18 protein-coding genes and 1 pseudogene are annotated in these 16484 nt (G+C 69.4%); 10 read left to right on the plus strand and 9 right to left on the minus strand.

Annotated elements, in window-relative coordinates; genetic code table 11:
* Nucleotides 1-124 precede the first annotated feature (124 nt).
* Nucleotides 125-955: a D-alanyl-D-alanine carboxypeptidase family protein gene (locus tag OG202_RS25015; RefSeq protein ID WP_220647640.1), complete on the minus strand. Its 831-nt coding sequence runs from the start codon at nt 953-955 to the stop codon at nt 125-127.
* A 314-nt stretch (nt 956-1269) separates the two neighbouring features.
* Here OG202_RS25015 and OG202_RS25020 point away from each other — a divergent pair, with 314 nt between their 5' ends.
* Nucleotides 1270-1932: a GntR family transcriptional regulator gene (locus OG202_RS25020; protein WP_326580502.1), complete on the plus strand. Its 663-nt coding sequence runs from the start codon at nt 1270-1272 to the stop codon at nt 1930-1932.
* Entirely contained in the window at nt 1929-3245 is a 1317-nt protein-coding gene (locus tag OG202_RS25025; protein WP_326580500.1) for an MFS transporter, read from the plus strand. Before OG202_RS25020 ends, OG202_RS25025 begins: the two co-directional genes overlap by 4 nt.
* 37 nt (nt 3246-3282) lie before the next feature.
* On the opposite strand, the gene OG202_RS25030 is transcribed toward OG202_RS25025, so the two are convergent.
* A complete protein-coding gene (locus OG202_RS25030) occupies nt 3283-4107 on the minus strand; it encodes a maleylpyruvate isomerase family mycothiol-dependent enzyme (RefSeq protein WP_326580498.1) in 825 nt (274 codons plus the stop codon).
* A gap of 232 nt (nt 4108-4339) precedes the next feature.
* On the opposite strand from OG202_RS25030, the gene OG202_RS25035 reads away from it, so the two are divergent.
* Nucleotides 4340-5134 carry a carbon-nitrogen family hydrolase gene (locus OG202_RS25035; protein WP_328223608.1) on the plus strand — a complete coding sequence of 265 codons (795 nt, stop codon included), beginning with the start codon at nt 4340-4342 and terminating at the stop codon, nt 5132-5134.
* A gap of 8 nt (nt 5135-5142) precedes the next feature.
* Here the strand turns inward: OG202_RS25035 and OG202_RS25040 are convergent, their stop codons facing one another.
* A complete protein-coding gene (locus OG202_RS25040; protein ID WP_326580494.1) occupies nt 5143-5346 on the minus strand; it encodes a DUF397 domain-containing protein in 204 nt (67 codons plus the stop codon).
* Between the two features lie 10 nt (nt 5347-5356).
* On the minus strand, nt 5357-6202 hold the full coding sequence (locus OG202_RS25045) for a helix-turn-helix domain-containing protein (protein ID WP_326580492.1): 846 nt from the start codon (nt 6200-6202) through the stop codon (nt 5357-5359).
* Between the two features lie 216 nt (nt 6203-6418).
* Between OG202_RS25045 and OG202_RS25050 the strand changes: the two genes are divergently transcribed.
* Together OG202_RS25050 and OG202_RS25055 are read left to right on the plus strand one after the other, a co-directional pair.
* Entirely contained in the window at nt 6419-6886 is a 468-nt protein-coding gene (locus OG202_RS25050; protein ID WP_326580490.1) for an ATP-binding protein, read from the plus strand.
* Entirely contained in the window at nt 6883-7134 is a 252-nt protein-coding gene (locus tag OG202_RS25055) for a hypothetical protein (protein WP_328223609.1), read from the plus strand. The genes OG202_RS25050 and OG202_RS25055 overlap by 4 nt, the downstream gene beginning before the upstream one ends.
* A gap of 106 nt (nt 7135-7240) precedes the next feature.
* Here the strand turns inward: OG202_RS25055 and OG202_RS25060 are convergent, their stop codons facing one another.
* Nucleotides 7241-7732: an LURP-one-related/scramblase family protein gene (locus OG202_RS25060; RefSeq protein ID WP_326580486.1), complete on the minus strand. Its 492-nt coding sequence runs from the start codon at nt 7730-7732 to the stop codon at nt 7241-7243.
* Nucleotides 7733-7734: 2 nt separating this feature from the next.
* Nucleotides 7735-8739 (minus strand): helix-turn-helix domain-containing protein, encoded by a 1005-nt coding sequence (locus OG202_RS25065; RefSeq protein ID WP_326580484.1) that lies wholly within the window; start codon nt 8737-8739, stop codon nt 7735-7737.
* Nucleotides 8740-8790: 51 nt separating this feature from the next.
* On the opposite strand from OG202_RS25065, the gene OG202_RS25070 reads away from it, so the two are divergent.
* Complete coding sequence (locus OG202_RS25070) at nt 8791-9186, plus strand: cupin domain-containing protein (protein ID WP_326580482.1); 396 nt, start codon at nt 8791-8793, stop codon at nt 9184-9186.
* Nucleotides 9187-9388: 202 nt separating this feature from the next.
* A pseudogene (locus OG202_RS25075) lies at nt 9389-9676 on the plus strand (alkyl hydroperoxide reductase); the annotation flags it as partial.
* Nucleotides 9677-9728: 52 nt separating this feature from the next.
* On the opposite strand, the gene OG202_RS25080 reads toward OG202_RS25075, so the two are convergent.
* The 3 genes from OG202_RS25080 to OG202_RS25090 all read right to left on the minus strand — a co-directional run bounded on the left by OG202_RS25080 (nt 9729) and on the right by OG202_RS25090 (nt 13372).
* Nucleotides 9729-9965 carry a DUF6458 family protein gene (locus tag OG202_RS25080; protein WP_326580480.1) on the minus strand — a complete coding sequence of 79 codons (237 nt, stop codon included), beginning with the start codon at nt 9963-9965 and terminating at the stop codon, nt 9729-9731.
* Between the two features lie 122 nt (nt 9966-10087).
* Nucleotides 10088-11386, minus strand: coding sequence for a M18 family aminopeptidase (locus tag OG202_RS25085; protein WP_326580478.1), 1299 nt, complete (start codon nt 11384-11386; stop codon nt 10088-10090).
* A gap of 144 nt (nt 11387-11530) precedes the next feature.
* Nucleotides 11531-13372, minus strand: a complete 1842-nt coding sequence (locus OG202_RS25090; RefSeq protein ID WP_327728756.1) for an acyl-CoA dehydrogenase — start codon at nt 13370-13372, stop codon at nt 11531-11533.
* Between the two features lie 149 nt (nt 13373-13521).
* Between OG202_RS25090 and OG202_RS25095 the strand changes: the two genes are divergently transcribed.
* The 3 genes from OG202_RS25095 (at nt 13522) to OG202_RS25105 (ending at nt 16138) form a co-directional block, all read left to right on the plus strand.
* On the plus strand, nt 13522-14016 hold the full coding sequence (locus OG202_RS25095) for an SseB family protein (RefSeq protein ID WP_327728755.1): 495 nt from the start codon (nt 13522-13524) through the stop codon (nt 14014-14016).
* Between the two features lie 911 nt (nt 14017-14927).
* Nucleotides 14928-15065, plus strand: coding sequence for a hypothetical protein (locus OG202_RS25100; RefSeq protein WP_327728754.1), 138 nt, complete (start codon nt 14928-14930; stop codon nt 15063-15065).
* A 101-nt stretch (nt 15066-15166) separates the two neighbouring features.
* Nucleotides 15167-16138: a pirin family protein gene (locus OG202_RS25105; RefSeq protein WP_327728753.1), complete on the plus strand. Its 972-nt coding sequence runs from the start codon at nt 15167-15169 to the stop codon at nt 16136-16138.
* Nucleotides 16139-16484: the final 346 nt, after the last annotated feature.

Here is a 16484-nt window from a genome sequence, read left to right on the forward strand (position 1 = left end):
CCAGCCAGCGCAACGATGTTCACTATTGCGAGGGAAGCCCGCCTGTTCGGCTTGCGATCCAGGCAAGTACGACGAAGGGGGCCGTCGCTCGACAGCGACGGCCCCCTTCCTCGTGCTGGTGCGGTTACAGCGTGGCGAAGCCGTAGTCCATCAGCTTCTTCACGTCCGCCGTGCGGGTGGTCGCGTTGGTGGATGTGAGGACGGTGCCCACGATCGTCTTGCCGTTGCGGGTCGCGGAGAAGACGAGGCAGTACTTGGCCTGGGCGCCGGAGCCGGTCTTCACACCGAAGGTGCCCTTCCAGCCGAGCAGCTTGTTGGTGTTCTCCCAGGTGTAGTAGCGGTAGCCGCCACTCTTGGTGGTCACCTTCTGCTTGGTGGTCTTCGTGCCCACGATCGACTTGAATGTGGAGTTCTTCAGCGTGTTGCTGGCGAGCTTGGTGAGGTCACGCGGCGTCGAGTAGTTCGAGCCGTTGCTGATGCCGTCGAACGAGTCGAACTTCGTGTTCTTCATGCCGAGACTCTTGGCGGTGGAGTTCATCTTGGAGATGAACGACTTCACCCGCGCCGCACGCGTCGAGCCCGTGCCGAACTTGTCGGCGAGCGCGTACGCGGCGTCGCAGCCCGACGGGAGCATCAGAGCGTAGAGGAGCTGGCGGACGGTGACTTTGTCGCCGACGATCAGGCCGGCGTGGGAGGCCTGGTTCTTGACGATGTAGTCGCTGTACGCCTTCGAGACCGTGACCTTGGCGTTCAGGTTCAGGTTCTTCTGCGACAGCACGACCTTGGCGGTCATGATCTTGGTGGTGGAGCCTGTGGACCGCTTGGTGTCCGCGGCCTTCGTGTACAGGGCCTTGCTGTTGGCGTTGTTCCACACGAACCCGCCTTTGGCGGTGATCGTGGGCTTCGCGGGAGCGGCCTGCGCGGGAGCGGAGGTGACCACTCCGGTCGCGATCATCGCACCGGTGGTCACGACGACTGCAGCGGCTCTGCGGACACGTGCGCCCTTTATGGCGGTAATCAAGTCAAGTACCCCGATTGCGTGAAATGTCTGTGGAGCGCGGCCACTTGGGCTCCGGTTTCGGGCAAGCGGGGCCGCTTCTCGTGTGACAAGTGAGTAGCACAAAAGGTTGTGCCTTGGGTGGGGCGGGGGTCAATTCAAGTCCATCTCACTGTCTTTTGACGGGTTCAGGGTGGGTGCGGGGGTGGGGGTGCCGTCCCGGATCGTGGACGGGTGCGGCGATGCGTACGTGTTGTATCTAAGCTGTGGGCATGCCCACCGCTCCCGCCCCCGCCGTGAAGCAGCCCCCCGCCGCCGACCGTGTGTACACCCACGTCAAACAGGGTGTCCTGGAGCGCCGTTACGAGGGTGGCACGCTGCTCACCGAGGGCGAGCTGGCCGAGGCGGTCGGCGTGTCCCGGACGCCGGTGCGAGAGGCGCTGCTGCGGCTGGAGGTCGAGGGGCTGATCAAGCTCTATCCCAAGAAGGGCGCCCTGGTGCTGTCCGTCTCCGCGCAGGAGATCGCGGACGTCGTCGAGACCCGGCAGCTGGTCGAGGAGCACGCGGTCCGCAAGACGGTCCCGGCCACGCCGCGGCTGATCGAGCGTCTGGAGGCTCTCCTGGAGCAGCAAAAGGCGCAGGCCGCCGCCGGGGACCTGGCGGGTGCCGCGGTGACCGACCGCTGCTTCCACGCCGAGATCGTCCGCAGTGGGGGGAACGAGATCCTCTCCCGCCTCTACGACCAGCTCCGCGACCGGCAGCTGCGGATGGGCGTCGCCGTGATGCACGCCCATCCCGACCGCATCACCAAGACGCTCAGCGAGCACGAGGAGATCCTCCAGGCGCTGCGCGCGGGTGACGCGGAGGCGGCCGTGGCGCTCGTGCACCGGCACGTCAGCTGGTTTTCCATGCTGGCGCGGGGGGAGGTCCGGTGAGTCGCCCCGCCATACAGTCGTCCGCCGGGTCCCTGCCCGGAGACCCGCCCGGCGGCCGTCGCGCGCTCGCCGTGTGGGGTGTGGGCGTCTCCGTCTACTTCGTCGCCGTCATCTTCCGTACGTCGCTGGGCGTGGCTGGCCTCGACGCCGCCGACCGCTTCCAGGTGGGCGCCTCCGCCCTGTCGACCTTCTCGATACTCCAGCTGCTGGTCTACGCGGGCATGCAGATCCCCGTCGGCCTGCTGGTCGACCGGCTCGGCACCAAGAAGGTGCTGACGCTGGGCATCCTGCTGTTCACGGCCGGACAGATCGGCTTCGCGCTGTCTCCGTCGTACGGCACCGCGCTGGCCTCGCGGGCCCTGCTGGGCTGCGGCGACGCGATGACGTTCATCAGCGTGCTGCGGCTGGGCAGCCGCTGGTTCCCGGCCCGGCGCGGGCCGATGGTCGCTCAGATGGCGGGCCTGGTCGGTATGGCGGGCAACCTGGTCTCGACGCTGCTCCTGGCCCGGCTGCTGCACGGGGTGGGCTGGACGGCGGCGTTCGCGGGCAGCTCGGTCGCCGGCCTCGTCGTCCTGGTCCTCACCCTGCTGTTCCTGAAGGACCATCCCGAGGGGCACGAGCCGGAGCCCTTCCCGCACCACGGGGCGGCGTACGTGCGGCGGCAGATCGCGGCGTCCTGGCGGGAGCCCGGTACCCGGCTCGGGATGTGGGTGCACTTCACCACCCAGTTCCCGGCGATGGTGTTCCTGCTGCTGTGGGGGCTGCCGTTCCTGGTCCAGGCGCAGGGTCTCAGCCGTGGCACCGCCGGTGAGCTGCTCACCCTCGTCGTCCTGTCCAACATGGTCGTCGGGCTGGTGTACGGCCAGGTCGTGGCCCGGCACCACGCGGCGCGGCTGCCGCTGGCGCTCGGCACGGTCCTCACGACGGCGGTGGTGTGGGCGACCACGATCCTCTACCCCGGCGAGCACGCCCCGATGTGGCTCCTGATCGTCCTCTGCGCGGTCCTCGGGGCCTGTGGGCCGGCCTCGATGCTCGGCTTCGACTTCGCCCGCCCCGCGAACCCGCCGGAGCGTCAGGGCACCGCCTCCGGCATCACCAACATGGGTGGTTTCGTCGCCTCCATGACGACCCTGTTCGCGGTCGGTGTCCTCCTGGACCTGACCGACGACGACTACCGCGTCGCCTTCTCCGCCGTCTTCGTCCTCCAGGCCCTCGGCCTCACCCAGATTCTCCGCCTCCGCGCCCGTGCGGCCCGCCGCGAACGGGAACGGCTGGTGGCGAGCCGGGTGGAGACGGTGCACGTACCGGCGTAGCGGCCGCCGGGCTTTCGGAAGCCTTGTGACCCGGTGGCTACACGGTCACCGCGAACGCGCGCAGGATCGCCGCGATCAGGTGGGGGTCGCCCTCGGCCTTGATGCGGTCGGCGACGAGGTCGGCGGTGACGCGGCCGCAGGCGAGGCGGACGTAGGTCTCCCAGTCGAGGGTGAGGGTGGCGGCGGGGCCGAGGGCGGGGGTGGTCTCCAGGGTCCCGCGGCCCTGCATGTCGACGCGGACGGTGCGGATGAACTCCACCGGGCCGTGCACGTCGAAGACGACGGCCGAGCTGCGCGGCGCCTGCGCGTCCTCGGCGACGACCTTCGGCAGCACGGACAGCAGCTCGTCACGGACGACGTACGCGCCCGGGGAGTCCAGGTTGCCCGGCTGGCCCAGGGCGGCGCGCAGGTCCTGCTCGTGGACCCATACGTCGAACGCGCGGTTCCGCATGGCCTGTTCGAGCGTCTGCTCCGTGCCGAGCGGACCACGTACCTTGTGCCCCGGGTCCCGCGACTCGTTCCGCAGCTGGCGGTTGCGCCGGATGATCGTGTACTCCAGCTCGGAGGTCATCTCCGGCGCGGTGTGGTGACGGCGGGCGTCGACCTGCATCTCCATGTACCGCTGGTGCTCGGTCCGTACGTGGTACAGGTCGCGCGGGAGGGTGTGGATCGGCCGCGGGTCGCCGAGCATCTCGCAGTCCAGGCCGATGACATGCGAGACCACATCGCGCACCGACCAGCCGGGGCATGGCGTCCGCCGGTTCCACTCGCCCTCCACGAGCGGCGTCACCAGCTCGGATATCGCGTCCACGGAGTGGGTCCAGGCGTCGGCGTAGGGCTGAAGAGTGGGATGCAGACTCACGGAACGGGACCCCTCGGGCGGTCGGTACGTGTCAGTACGGTCGGTGCGTATCGGTAGGGGGGGGCGGCTGATTTCGGTCGGGCGTCGGCGTTGACGGCGGTGAGCGGGCGTCGGCGGCTGTCAGTGGGTGCTGTGGAACGTTAAGTTACGCTGCCGTGAGGCACCCCGGCAGTGCTTTCGTGTGACGATCGTAGGCCGGTGTGGACGTCTCGAATGCCAGGACGGTGGTAGTGTGCGCGCCTCGCTCATCCAGATCGGCGTAGACGAGGACGAATCGGTCGATTCGCGCAGGCGGCGTGTGGCCGCGCTGGTACGGGACCAGGCCGGCGCCGATCTCGTCGTCCTTCCCGAGCTCTGGACCACCGGCGCTTTCGCGTTCGAATCCTTCGCGACGGCGGCCGAGCCGCTGGAAGGACCGACGTACGAGGCGATGGCCAAGGCGGCGAGCGACACGGGCGTCTGGCTGCACGCGGGCTCGATCCCGGAGCGGGACCCTGACGGAACTCTCTACAACACCTCCCTCGTCTTCTCACCCTCCGGCGACCTCGCCGCCGCCTACCGCAAGATCCACCGCTTCGGCTTCGACAAGGGCGAGGCCGTGCTGATGGGTGCGGGTTCGGACCTGGTGACGCTCCGCCTGCCCGAGACGACCATCGGCATCGCCACCTGCTACGACCTCCGCTTCCCCGAGCTGTTCCGGGGGCTCGTCGACTCGGGCGCGGAGATGTTCGTGCTGTCGGCGGGCTGGCCGGAGCGGCGGCGCTCGCACTGGACCCTGCTGGCGCAGGCCAGGGCCGTGGAGAACCAGGCCTACGTCCTCGCCTGCGGAACGGCCGGCACGCACGCGGGAGTTCCCCAGGCGGGTCACTCGATCGTGGTCGACCCCTGGGGCGAGGTGCTGGCGGAGGCGGGCCCCGACGAGGAGGTCCTCACGGTCGAGTTCGAACCGGCGAAGGTGGCCGCGACCCGGGAGCAGTTCCCCGCGCTGAAGGACCGGCTGCTGGGGCTGGAGCCGCCGCGCCGCTGAACTGCTGCTCAGCCCTCCAGTGAGGTTCGGGACCCGTTCCGCAGCGTGCTGAGGAGCGCGTGGAGGGCGGTGGCCGAGGGCGACAGGATGGTGGCGGGGCTGTCGCTCTCGCGGAGGTGGAGGGTGGTGGGGGTGGTGGATATCTCCAGGCAGTCGTTGTCGGAGTCGCCCGCGGAGAACGACGACTTCTGCCATCGGAGGATTTGAGACACCGGGAGCCTTTCACAGGTCTTGGGCGATACGGCGGATGAGGTCGAGGGAAGCGTCCTGTGGGAGTGCGGCGTTGTCAACGCGTTCGAGTTTGGCTCGGTACCGGTGCAGTTGGGCTGGCGCGTCGATGAATTCGGCACCGTGCGGCGTATCGATCTGCACGGTGTCCAGCTGTGGGACGCCTCCGCCGACGTACTGCACGGCAAGGCCCGCACCTGCGAAGCCTTCGGCGGCGAAAGGGATCGCGCGAAGGGTGACGGACTCCCTCTCGGACGCCTGGAGCAGGTGCATGAGCTGAGCACGGGCAATCTTGGAGCCACCGACGCGCATGCGTAGCGCGGCCTCGTGGATGATCACGTCGTACGGTGTCCCCGAATCGAGTACCCGCTGGCGTCGCATCCGGAACTCGACGCGGGCCTCGCGGACGTCTTCCGGACACCCCGGCTCCACGAAGGCCAGGGCCGCGCGTACGTGATCCTCGGTCTGGAGTACTCCCGGAATGTGCACGACCTGAAAAGTGCCGACGTGCGACGCGTGGTGCTCCAACTCGGCGAGGTCGAGTGCCTTGGCTGCCAGAGCACTTCGGTACTCCTCCCACCAGCCCTTGTCCCGCTCGTTGGCCATGCCGGCCAAGGCGTCGACGAGTTGGGCGTCATCGCAGGCGTAGTGCTCGGCGAGCCTGCGTAGCCGCTCCTCACTGACGCCGTGCTTCCCCGACTCGATGTTGCTGATCTGGGCCTGGCTCGTACCCAGCCAGGCGGCGACGTCACGGGACACCAGGCCCGCCGCCTCGCGCAGCCTGCGCAACTCGGCGCCGAGGCGCACCTGACGTGCGGTGGGAGTGACCCTCGGCGGCATGACATCTCCTCGATTCCACTGAGCCGGTTGCGGCGTAGCAAATATACCGAGTACCTTCGTGCCGTACTTACGGAGGGTGCCCATTTGGTCACTCATCCGCAACTCCCGCACGCCCTCCCCGTTGGAAGCGCCACCCCGGCCATCGACACCGGGGCGCCGGACAGCAACGCGGACAGGCGCGTGCAGCCCCCTCACCTCCACCGGAGTTGATGCCCCATGCCCTCGTACACCCTCATCTGCCCACCCATCGAAACCTCCCCCCACATCGCCCGCGACTTCGTCGCCACCGTCCTGCGCGCGCTGCGCCTGGACCGGACCCTGGTCGACGACGCGGTCCTCTGCGCCTCCGAACTCGTCACCAACGCCTGCGTGCACGCGAAGGGCGGTGACGGCACCGTGCTGTGGCTGGCGGTGGAGGAGGGGCGGCTGCGGGTGGTGGTGTACGACGGGGACGAAAACCCGCCGGTGATAAGGGAACTGACGACTGAGACCCGGGAGCGGGGCGGCGGCCGGGGGCTGTATCTGGTGGACGCCCTCACCGAGGGCCGCTGGGGGCACGGCCCGGACATCCCGTACGGCGGCCCGACGCACCCGGTGGGCAAGGCGGTGTGGTTCGACCTGCCCGCGGACCTGCCCGGGGATCAGCCGGTGGACCTGCCCGTACGGCGAAGGGCGGTGCTGTGACCGACGAGCCGCGCACGCCCGACAGGCGGCAGGAACTCGAATCGGCGGCCGTCGTCCTGGGCCTCGCGCGGCCGATGGTCGACGACGGCGCATGCCTCACGGCCGACCAACTGCGCTGGATCGCCCGCCGTCCGGTCGAGTCCCTGGCGGAGGTCCTCAGGATCGCCGCCAGTCAGTGCGGTCCCACGCCCGAACCGGGTGGAGGCGATGGGCGCCACGCCCCCACCCGCTCGAACACCCGCCCCTAGGGTCGGGCCGGTGGGTGGCGCCACCGGGGCCCTGCCGCTCGCCGAGCAGGACGACCGCGTTCTCATCGGGATCTTCGTAGGGCGTCCGGCGGCCTGACGAGTGGTCTCAGTCGTCCCGCTCCTTCTCCGCCAGGTTGATCACGCACACCGTGACGGCGATCAGCAGGGCCGGGTCCGCGTCGTCACGTACGACGTCGAGGCCGTAGGTCTCACGGACGCGCAGCCATCTGCGGGAGATGTGCGCGAGGAGTTCGCCGTCGTACTCGATGACGAACTCACGGTCGAGGATCTTGCCGCTGACGTCGAGTTCGGTGCCCTCCGTGAGAGCGACGCGGTAGTGGTTGCGGAGCAGGGACAGGCGCTTGCGGCGGACGGTGGCGAGAGGGTGACCGTCCCGTTCGATCACCATCGTGTCGCGCAGTGCGAACATCTTGCGGCGGATGTCGATCAGTACCCGCCCCTGGGTGTCTCTCAGCTCGAAGGTGTCCCGCAGCCGCATGGCCTTGCCGTCGACGAGGAAGGCCTTTGTGCCGTGCTCGTCCTCGATCCAGTAGTCGTCACCGATGCCGAGGAGCCGGTCGCGTACGAGGAATCTCATGTCTACAGGCGTTCCCCCGCGCCCGCTCCGAAACGTCGCCTGTAGGCCGAAGGGCTCAGCCCGGTCTCCTGGCGCAGGCGCGCGCGGAGGTTCGCGGCGGTTCCGAGTCCGCTGCGCTCGGCGACCACGTCGAGACGCTCCTCACCGCGTTCGATGAGTCGTCGGGCCAGGGTCACGCGCTCCCCGATGAGCCAGGCCAAAGGTGTCGTGCCGAGCTGGCTGCGGAAGCGGCGGTGCAGGGTGGCGGGCGAGACGGCCGCGCGGGTGGCGAGGTCCGAGACCGTGAGTGGGGCGGCGAGGCGCTTCTGGGCCCAGGCCAGCACGGGTCCGAGGGACTCGTCCGGGATGTGCGGAACGGGCCGCTCCACGAACTGCTGCTGCCCACCGTCGCGATGAGCCGCGAACACCAGCCGTCGGCTCACCGCGTTGGCGAGCTCCGCGCCGTGGTCCCGGCGCCAGATGTGCAGCCCCAGGTCGAGCGAGGCCGCGCTGCCGGCCGAGCTCAGCAGGTCGCCCTCGTCGACGTAGAGCACGTCCGGTTCAAGCCGGACCTTCGGATGCAGCTGCTGGAATGTCTCCGCCCAGCGCCAGTGGGTGGTGGCCCGACGGCCGTCGAGCACCCCGGCCTCCGCCAGCGCGAAGGTGCCGGTGCAGAAGCTCACGATCCGCGCCCCGCGCGCGTGCGTGCGCCGGATGGCGTCGAGCACGGCGGCCCCGCGCGGCACGACGTTGTCCGGTCGGCCCGGTACGACGAGGGTGTCGGCGTCGTCGACGGCGTCGAGCCCCGCCACCCCGGTCATGGTGAAGAACCCGTGGTTCATCCGGACCCGGGCCCCCGGCGTGCACAGCGTCACCTCGTACAGCGGTGCGGGCAGCCCCAGTTCGGGCCGCGGCAGCCCGAACAACTCGGTCGCCACGCCCACTTCGAAGGGGTTGGTGGCCTCGTCGACGACCACCACGACGCGATGCGGACTCGGCAGAGGGTGCTGCGAGGATCCTTTCGACATGTGCGATTCCTAGCACTCGCACGGTGGTGTGCGCACACCGACGATGAGTTCATGGAACCCACGGCACCCATCTCCCTGGCCAAGGCGCTGTCTTCTTTCGACGCCCTGTGGAGCCCCCGCATCGTCACCACCGTCAACGACTACGACGTCCGCGTGGCCAAGGTCGAGGGCGACCACCTCTGGCACGTCCACGAGAACACCGACGAGTTCTTCCTGGTCTTCGAGGGCGAACTGCACATCGGCCTGCGCGAACCGGAGGGGGAACGCACGGTCGTCCTGCCTCAGGGCTCGGTCTTCACCGTCCCACGAGGGGTCGAGCACAAGCCGTACGCCCCGTCCCGCGCCGCCATCCTCGTCATCGAACCGAGCGGTACGAGTACCGTCGGCGACCGGCATGACGAGATCCCGGACCATGTGGACGCGACCACGGGGCATGCGCTGAGCTGACCGGCCGGTGGCACTGCGCAGCGCAGCGCAGCAAGAGTTTTCCACAGGCCGTGCGCGAGGTTGTCCACAGGCTCGCGAGCGGGCCGTCGGCAAGTGGCACTCTTGATCCATGAGCGATTCCACGACCGAGCACCCGGCACTCCGCCGCGTCCGTGTCCGCGCCCCTGAGCTGATCGGGAAGGGCAGCTGGTTGAACACGGGGGTCTCCGCCACCCCGCCCGAGCTGCTGCTCCGGGGCGGGGGCGGGGGCGCGGACACGGCCCTGTCCCGCGCGCTCGAACTCGACCCGTCCATAGCCGAGGGCGTACTGCACGTCTCGGCGATGGCGGCCTCCTGCGAGGACACCGCGTTCACCGGCGCCGCCGCGGAGGCCGAGGTGCACCCGGCCTGCCACGTCCACCAGCAGGACCGGGGCGTGCCGGTCCGGCTCACGGAGGGCGGGACGGACCGGCTGCCGCTGGTGCCGGCGGGGATGGACGAGGGCCTCTAGGGACACGGGGGCTTCCGCTCCTCGGCCAACCGGTGGCGCCGGCCTCCGTGTCCTAGTACCCCTGGTACCCACCCCGCTGCTGGCCGTTCTCGTCGATGACCGGAGCCGTGGGAGGCACCACGACCCGCTTCCGCTTGGCGATGCTGCTGAACGTCGCGACTCCGATGAGTCCGACGATCATGAAGATGATGCCGACCAGGTCGAGGTTGACCCCCTGCATGTCCCAGTCGGTGGCGAACGTGAGAATGGCTCCCACGGCGATCAGAATGATGCACCCGCCCAGGCCCATGAGTGTTCCTCCCAGTGTCCGGTTGGGTCGGCCGGTCGTTCCGGTCGTTCGGTCCTACCGGTCGACATCGGGTACCCGGACAGGCCCGTCCGTAACAGCCGTTGAGGGCACGGGCGGCGGGCTCAGCCCTCCAGGAAGCCCACCAGAGCGTTCGCCAGGAGGTAGGGGTCCTTCGCGCCGCACAGCTCGCGGGCGCTGTGCATCGAGAGGATGGCGACGCCGATGTCGACGGTGCGGATGCCGTGGCGGGCGGCGGTGATGGGGCCGATGGTGGTGCCGCAGGGCATGGAGTTGTTGGAGACGAACGTCTGGAACGGCACGCCGGCCTTCTCGCAGGCGGCGGCGAAGACGGCGCGGCCCGAACCGTCCGTGGCGTAGCGGTTGTTGACGTTGACCTTGAGGAGCGGGCCGGCGTCCGCGCGGGGGTGGTGCGTCGGGTCGTGGCGCTCCGCGTAGTTGGGGTGGACGGCGTGCCCGGTGTCGGAGGAGAGACAGACCGTGCCGGCGAAGGCGCGCGCCCGGTCCTCGTAGGAGCCGCCGCGCGAGAAGACCGAGCGCTCCAGCACCCCGCCGAGCAGCGGACCGTCCGCGCCGGTGTCGGACTGGGAGCCGTTCTCCTCGTGGTCGAAGGCGGCGAGGACGGGGATGTACGGGAGTTCGTCACCGGAGGCGGCGACCGAGGCGAGTGCGGCCGTGCCGGCGTGCACGGAGAGGAGGTTGTCCATGCGGGGACCGGCGAGCAGCTCCTTGTCGCGGCCCAGGTACGCGGGGGGCTCGACGGAGTGGGTCATCAGGTCCCAGCCGGTGACCTCGCCCTTGGGGAGGCCCGACTCCTCCTCCAGGAAGGCGATCAGGTCGCCGTCGCGGACGTCGTCGCCGAGGCCCCAGACGGGCTGGAGGTGACGCTGCTTGTCGAGCTTGAGGCCCTCGGAGGTGACCGTACGGTCGAGGTGGATGGCGAGTTGGGGGACACGGAGGAGAGGTCTGTCGACGTTGACGAGGCGGCTGGTGCCGTCGCGCAGGGAGAGCCGGCCGGCGATGCCGAGGTCACGGTCGAGCCAGGAGTTGAGCAGCGGGCCGCCGTAGATCTCGACGGCGATCTGGCGCCAGCCGTGCGCGCCGCTGTCGGGGCGGGGCTTGACCCGCAGATTGGGGGAGTCGGTGTGGGCGCCGACGATACGGAAGGGGGTGTGGGGTCGGGCCCCCTCCGGCACGTACCAGGCGATGATCGCGCCGCCGCGCAGCACGTACCTGCCGCCGAGCGAGCCGTCCCACGCGTCGGTCTCCGAGACCTGCCTGAAGCCTGCCTTCTCCAGCCGTTCGGCGGCGCTCGCCACCGCGTGGTACGGGGACGGGCTGCTCGCCAGGAAGGTCATGAGGTCGTCGGTGTGGCCGCGATCGAAGCGTGGGGGTGTGCGCATGGGGTTCACCTTAACGACGTACGAGGGCCCACTCCCTGGGGACGGGAGCGGGCCCTCGTAGTGAGCGTGTGGAGGAAAGGGCGCCGGACGGACGGGCAGGGTCCGTCCGGCGCCACGACCGGGGTGCGGCCGGGGAGGGGCTGTCTAGAACGCCGCCTCGTCCAGCTCCATCAGGTCCAGGTCGACGCCCTCGGAGATCTTGCGGGCGAGGGTGACGCCCGGCAGGACGTTGGCCGCGAAGAACTTCGCCGCCGCGATCTTGCCGGTGTAGAAGGCCTCATCCTTGGCGGACACAGCCTTCGCCGAGGCGTTCTCCAGCTTCTCGGCGGCGACGACGGCGCCCTTGAGGAGCAGGTAGCCGACGACGACGTCACCGGAGGCCATCAGCAGGCGGGTGGTGTTGAGGCCCACCTTGTAGATGTTCTTGACGTCCTGCTCGGTGGCGGCGAGGTCGGTGAGGAGGAGGCCGACGATGGCCTCCAGCTCGACGGCGGCCTTGGCGAGGTGCTCGCGGGCGCCGGCCAGCTGCTCGCCGCCCTCGCCGAGCGCCAGGAACTTCTTGATCTCCTCGGCGAGGGTGTTCAGCGCGGCGCCCTGGTTGCGGACGATCTTCCGGAAGAAGAAGTCCTGGCCCTGGATCGCGGTGGTGCCCTCGTACAGGGTGTCGATCTTGGCGTCGCGGATGTACTGCTCGATCGGGTACTCCTGCAGGAAGCCGGAGCCGCCGAAGGTCTGCAGCGACTGGGCGAGCTGCTCGTAGCCCTTCTCGGAGCCGTAGCCCTTGACGATCGGCAGGAGCAGGTCGTTCAGGGCCTCCAGGGCGGAGATGTCCTCGCCCGCCGCCTCCTTGACCTGGATCTCGTCCTGGATGGAGGCCGTGTAGAGGACCAGCGCGCGCATGCCCTCCGCGTACGCCTTCTGCGTCATCAGCGAGCGGCGGACGTCGGGGTGGTGCGTGATGGTGACCTTGGGGGCGGTCTTGTCCATGAAGTTCGCCAGGTCGGGGCCCTGGACGCGCTCCTTGGCGTACTCCAGGGCGTTCAGGTAGCCCGTCGAGAGGGTGGAGATCGCCTTCGTGCCGACCATCATGCGGGCGAACTCGATGATGCGGAACATCTGGCGGATGCCGTCGTGCTTGTCGCCGATCAGCCAGCCCTTGGCCGGGTGGCGGTCGCCGAAGGTCATCTCGCAGGTGTTGGAGGCCTTGAGGCCCATCTTGTGCTCGACGTTCGTGGCGTAGACGCCGTTGCGCTCGCCCAGCTCGCCGGTCTCGAAGTCGAAGAGGTACTTCGGGACGAGGAAGAGGGACAGGCCCTTGGTGCCGGGGCCGTGGCCCTCGGGGCGGGCGAGGACGTAGTGGAGGATGTTCTCCTCCATGTCGTGCTCACCGGAGGTGATGAAGCGCTTGACGCCCTCGATGTGCCAGGAGCCGTCCTCCTGCTGGACCGCCTTGGTGCGGCCGGCGCCGACGTCCGAACCGGCGTCCGGCTCGGTGAGCACCATGGTGGAGCCCCAGGTCCTGTCGACCGCGATCTGGGCGATCTTCTTCTGTACGTCGTTGCCCTCGTCGTAGAGGATGCCGGCGAACGCCGGGCCGGAGGCGTACATCCACACGGCCGGGTTCGCGCCGAGCAGCAGCTCCGCGTACGCCCAGATCAGGGAGCGCGGCGAGGTGGTGCCGCCGATCTCCTCGGGGAGGCCGAGCCGCCAGTACTCGGAGTCCATGAAGGCCTTGTAGCTCTTCTTGAAGGTGGCCGGTACCGGAGCGGTGTTCGTCTCCGGGTCGAAGACCGGCGGGTTGCGGTCGGCGTCCGTGAAGGACTCCGCCAGCTCGTTCTCCGCGAGACGGGCCAGCTCCTCCAGGATGCTCTTGGCGGTGTCCGTGTCCATCTCCGCGAACGGGCCGGTGCCGTACAGCTTGTCGCGCCCGAGGACCTCGAAGAGGTTGAACTCGATGTCGCGGAGATTCGACTTGTAGTGCCCCATGGCGACGGCTCCGTAAGAGAGATCGGCGAGGCACTGGCTCCTCGCGCTAGTTCACGTACCAACAAGTAGCTTCTGTGTCGATGATGCTACCCATCAGTAATAAGAAGCAACCCCGAGCGGGTCATCTGTGACTCGTTACGCTTTGCCGCATGTACGGCTACGACCAGAGCGCCGGCCCTCAGCAGCAGTACGCCCCGCCGCCGCAGCAGCAGATGCCCGGGCAGATGCCCGGCGGCCAGATGGGGGGCGGTTACGGGCAGCAGCAACCGCTGTACCCGGAGCCGTCCCCGCCCTCCCTCGCGGACGGGGTCCGCGCCTTCACCACCGGTCAGATGGCCGCGGAGGACTTCCAGCAGGTCTTCGCGACGTCCAAGGTGTACTGCCCGCGCGGCGACAACCCCGGGTTCCTCGCGCTGCACAACACCCAGCAGCCGGTGATCCCCATGTTCACCTCGCTCAAGGAGCTGCGCCGGTACGCCGGCAAGGAGTCCAAGTACTTCGTGATCACCGGTGCGGAGGTGATCGATCTGCTGCCGACCGGGTACGGCTTCGTCCTCGACATGGAGGGGGAGCACCGGATGGTGTTCGACGCGAAGGCCGTGGAGCAGATGGTGGAGTTCGCGATGCGGCGGATGTACGGATAGTTCCGCCGGTTCAGCAGGGTCCGGCTTCGGCAGGGTCCGGCTTCAGCAGGGTCTGGGTTCGGCTCGGTGGGGTGCGGTTCGGTGGGGTGCGGTTCGTCGCGGGGTGCGGGTGGTGTGTGGTTGCTCGCGCAGTTCCCCGCGCCCCCTGGGGGTCGCTGCCCCGTAGAGGCTTGCTGAAGCGTTTCTTCCGGTCCATGGGTCCCCTACGGTGACCGGTGACCGAGATCGACACATCGCCGCTGGTCCTGCATGGCCGGCGGCGTTCTGTTGCCCGGCTGGAGGCCGGGGTGCTGTTGCTGGATCGGGGGCGGACGTGTCGGGGGGTGCCCGTGGCGGCGGTCGAGCGGGTGGGGGTGGCGGCGGTCGAACGGGTGGGGGGTGGGCGGTCCTCGGGATCAGGGGCTGACCGTCGTGCTGACCGCCGTGGCTCCCTCCTCCTGTGACGTATGCGCGTCGGGTCCGCAGCGCTCCCGATGCTCCGGGAGTGCGCGGCGGCCATGAGCCGGGCGGGCCGGGCGCTACCCGTGCGGGACGCCGAGGGGCCGCGTGTCGTGTCGACGGGGCGGGGCTGGGGCTGGGGCTGGTGTCGGAGGAGGCGGTGAGGCCGTGGCGTGGTCGCCGAGCCGGGGGCACCGGGTCGCGGCGGGGCTGCCGTCCGGCCGTCCGTCCGTCCGTCCGGCCGTCTGTCTGCTGGCGCCGCTCGTGCTGTGGTTCGCCGACAGGGTGACGCCGCTCGCCCGGTGGCTGCTGGGCCCGGTGGCCGCTGGGCTCCGTGGTGGCTGGGATCGGGGTCTGGGCGGTGATGGACGGCTGGGGGGTGAAGGGGAAGGCCGCCGCGCCGCGCAGCGCGCAGGGCCGGGGGTGCCGAGCGGGTCGAGATCGTCTACGGCTCCGAGGATCCGGAGGACGACATGGCCGGACGCGGGACGGCGGCGCGACTGGCCGGGACGTGGCTGCTCGTCGTGCTGGTCGGGGGGGCGATGGCGGCCGGGGTGGTGTTCGTGGTCGTGGGAGTGGTGGCCCTGTTCCCCTGGCCCGGAGCGGAATGAGACGCCTACGGCCGGGCGGGAATGAGATGCGGTCCGTGCGCTGTTAGGGCTGGCAGAAAGTTCAACAATCAACTAAACTGAGCGCACAAGGAGGTACCGACATGCCCGCAGTGACCGTCGAGAACCCGCTGACCCTGCCCCGTGTCGCCGCACCGACCGACGCGGTGGCCCGTCCGGTGCTCACCGTGACGACCGCGCCCAGTGGTTTCGAGGGCGAGGGCTTCCCGGTCCGCCGTGCGTTCGCCGGGATCAACTACCGCCACCTCGACCCGTTCATCATGATGGACCAGATGGGCGAGGTGGACTACGCGCCGGGAGAGCCGAAGGGCACCCCCTGGCACCCCCACCGCGGCTTCGAGACCGTCACCTACATCATCGACGGGATCTTCGACCACCAGGACAGCCACGGCGGTGGCGGCACCATCACCAACGGCGACACCCAGTGGATGACGGCCGGCTCGGGCCTCCTCCACATCGAGGCGCCGCCGGAGTCCCTCGTCATGTCCGGCGGTCTCTTCCACGGCATCCAGCTGTGGGTGAACCTCCCGGCCCGGGACAAGATGATGGCCCCGAAGTACCAGGACATCCGCGGCGGCCAGGTCCAGCTCCTCACCACGCCCGACGGCGGCGCGCTCCTCCGCGTCATCGCCGGTGAGCTGGACGGCCACGAGGGGCCGGGTATCACCCACACCCCGATCACCCTGCTCCACGCGACCGTCGCGCCGGGCGCGGAGATCACCCTGCCGTGGCGCGAGGACTTCAACGCCCTCGCGTACGTCCTCGGTGGGCGCGGCACCGTCGGTGCGGACCGGCGTCCGATCCACCTCGGCCAGACGGCCGTCTTCGGAGCGGGTTCCTCGATCACCTTCCGCGCGGACGAGCAGCAGGACTCCGACGCGCCCGACCTGGAGATCGTGCTTCTCGGCGGACAGCCGATCCGTGAGCCCATGGCCCACTACGGTCCGTTCGTCATGAACACCCGCGACGAGCTGCAGCAGGCGTTCGAGGACTTCCAGAAGGGGCGGCTGGGGACGATCCCGGCGGTTCACGGGATGACCTCCGAGGGGCTGTAGACCTGCGAAGCCCGGAAAGAAAGCCCCGTCCACATGTGGACGGGGCTTTCTTTCCGGGCTTTTCCGCACTCGACAGGGGGCGCCACCAAAGGCGATAAATGCGGTGCATCTTCCCCAATCGGGCTGCGGGGAGTTCTCCGGGTTCACTGTCTTCCGGGTGATCATGCCCACCCGGAGATGACTGGATCGGCTTTGTTTCCGCCGCGTACATTCTGGCGTGTCCACCCACTCGGCTGACTTCCGAGACGGGTGGCTCTCGGGGGAGACAGCACTCAGATCCCGCGTTGGCCTGCGGCCAGGGCGTGGTTCGGCGTGCCCGCTGCCCCGCCGCATGAACGGGGAAACG

This window comes from Streptomyces sp. NBC_00310 (assembly GCF_036208085.1).
In the GTDB taxonomy this organism is placed as follows: domain Bacteria; phylum Actinomycetota; class Actinomycetes; order Streptomycetales; family Streptomycetaceae; genus Streptomyces.

Excerpts from the sequence above, each read along its gene's own strand:
- OG202_RS25100 (WP_327728754.1), top strand. The coding sequence starts at position 14,928 with ATGGCCGGACGCGGGACGGCGGCGCGACTGGCCGGGACGTGGCTGCTC.
- OG202_RS25070 (WP_326580482.1), top strand. The coding sequence starts at position 8,791 with ATGGAACCCACGGCACCCATCTCCCTGGCCAAGGCGCTGTCTTCTTTC.
- OG202_RS25015 (WP_220647640.1), bottom strand. The coding sequence starts at position 955 with ATGATCGCGACCGGAGTGGTCACCTCCGCTCCCGCGCAGGCCGCTCCC.
- OG202_RS25090 (WP_327728756.1), bottom strand. The coding sequence starts at position 13,372 with ATGGGGCACTACAAGTCGAATCTCCGCGACATCGAGTTCAACCTCTTC.
- OG202_RS25095 (WP_327728755.1), top strand. The coding sequence starts at position 13,522 with ATGTACGGCTACGACCAGAGCGCCGGCCCTCAGCAGCAGTACGCCCCG.
- OG202_RS25065 (WP_326580484.1), bottom strand. The coding sequence starts at position 8,739 with ATGTCGAAAGGATCCTCGCAGCACCCTCTGCCGAGTCCGCATCGCGTC.
- OG202_RS25020 (WP_326580502.1), top strand. The coding sequence starts at position 1,270 with ATGCCCACCGCTCCCGCCCCCGCCGTGAAGCAGCCCCCCGCCGCCGAC.
- OG202_RS25105 (WP_327728753.1), top strand. The coding sequence starts at position 15,167 with ATGCCCGCAGTGACCGTCGAGAACCCGCTGACCCTGCCCCGTGTCGCC.
- OG202_RS25050 (WP_326580490.1), top strand. The coding sequence starts at position 6,419 with ATGCCCTCGTACACCCTCATCTGCCCACCCATCGAAACCTCCCCCCAC.
- OG202_RS25045 (WP_326580492.1), bottom strand. The coding sequence starts at position 6,202 with ATGCCGCCGAGGGTCACTCCCACCGCACGTCAGGTGCGCCTCGGCGCC.
- OG202_RS25060 (WP_326580486.1), bottom strand. The coding sequence starts at position 7,732 with ATGAGATTCCTCGTACGCGACCGGCTCCTCGGCATCGGTGACGACTAC.
- OG202_RS25085 (WP_326580478.1), bottom strand. The coding sequence starts at position 11,386 with ATGCGCACACCCCCACGCTTCGATCGCGGCCACACCGACGACCTCATG.
- OG202_RS25080 (WP_326580480.1), bottom strand. The coding sequence starts at position 9,965 with ATGGGCCTGGGCGGGTGCATCATTCTGATCGCCGTGGGAGCCATTCTC.